Below are 1,411 nucleotides of genomic sequence, written 5' to 3' on the forward strand. Positions count from 1 at the left end.
TTCTGGTAAGCATCCTCTCAAACTTATGCATATTTTCCGGAATGATCCTGTAAAATATCTGAAAACAGATCACATTGAGGATCAGAGCGGTAACTACATCTTCCACACTGTGCTGCTTTAAAAACATAGTGGAAAGAACGATTGATACAGTCAGCACAATATTTCCGGCTGTAAAGATTTTGTTCTGTCTGCATTTTTTGTTATTCAGAAGAGCCACACAACAGGCAACTGCATTAAATACATGAATACTCGGAAAAATATTTGTGGGGGTATCTGTCTGGTACAAAAGCTGCACAGCCTGAATAAAAGGCCCCTCTCCTGTCAGTTCAGGTCTGAGATTCTGGCCATTGGGATACACAAAGGAGATAATAAGAAACAGAGTCATTCCCACACCCAGGGTCGCCATATACTGATAATACTCTTTTTTGCCCGGACTTCCCAATGCAAAATACATGACGCTTCCCAGAACTACAAGAAACCACAGCATATAGGGAATAATAAAGTATTCACAAAACGGAATCAGATCATCCACAAAAGAATGAATCAGATGGGTTTCTGTACTGATTTTTTCCACAAGCATAAAAGAAATCATATAAAAAATCCCATATGCCGGGATGATCCATATATGTTTTGACTTCCTCAGATAATCCAAATTATCACCCTTTCCCGCCAGGCGGTCCACCGCCTCAAAACCATTTTCAGCGTATATTCTTCTGTAGATAATAGTATAACGTATTATCTTATTTAATCAATGCCAAAATTGCTGAAATCTCCATGTTTTATAAAAAATTCATATTTCGTTTTTACTGATTCCCACAGTACTGCTCTGAGACTTTTTCCTCTATACTAAGGTAAACGAACCAGCTTTGGATTATGCTTCAATTCCGGTATTATTTTTTCTGTCATATCTTTTGTGCTGATTCTGAGACTTGAAGTATTGATACAGGGATGACATCCTATATATTCTCCTTTCAGCACGTCCTCGTCGATCAGAAGCTGTACCCGGTTATCTCTGTCGTTCATCAGCCCCAGAATACTGGCTGAACCTGGAGTAATATCCAGAAACTGTTCCATATATTCAGGCTTTGCAAAAGAAAGCCTTGAGGAATTGATCTGAGCTGAAAGATCCTTTGTTTTGAACTTTTTATCCCCGGGCATCAGCAGAAGATAAAAGTCTGTTTCCTGTCTGTTGCACAAAAAAAGATTTTTACAGATTACAGCGCCCAGTATTTTATCAACCTCCTCACAGGCCTCTATGGTCATAGCCGGCTCATGATCCACTCTTTCATAATGAATCCCTATAGAATCCAGAAAGTCATACGTTCTGATTTCTTTCTCCAGTCTTCCCTCTGTGTTCTGCGGTCTTCCACTTACAAGCTCCATTAATATCTTTCTCCTTTTTTCGTTTTAT

Annotated in this window: 2 protein-coding genes; both read right to left on the reverse strand. The window is 39.1% G+C overall.

Annotated elements, in window-relative coordinates; translation table 11 throughout:
* On the reverse strand, positions 1–592 hold a 592-nt coding region (locus QVP40_RS10890; protein WP_288200501.1), incomplete at its 3' end, for a phosphatase PAP2 family protein.
* A 254-nt stretch (positions 593–846) separates the two neighbouring features.
* The gene (locus QVP40_RS10895) at positions 847–1,383 is read right to left on the reverse strand and encodes a prolyl-tRNA synthetase associated domain-containing protein (protein ID WP_022068449.1); all 537 of its coding nucleotides are present in this window, start codon (positions 1,381–1,383) and stop codon (positions 847–849) included.
* Positions 1,384–1,411: the final 28 nt, after the last annotated feature.

The organism is Blautia sp. CAG:257 (assembly GCF_000433815.1).
Classification (GTDB): Bacteria; Bacillota; Clostridia; order Lachnospirales; family Lachnospiraceae; genus Blautia_A; species Blautia_A caecimuris.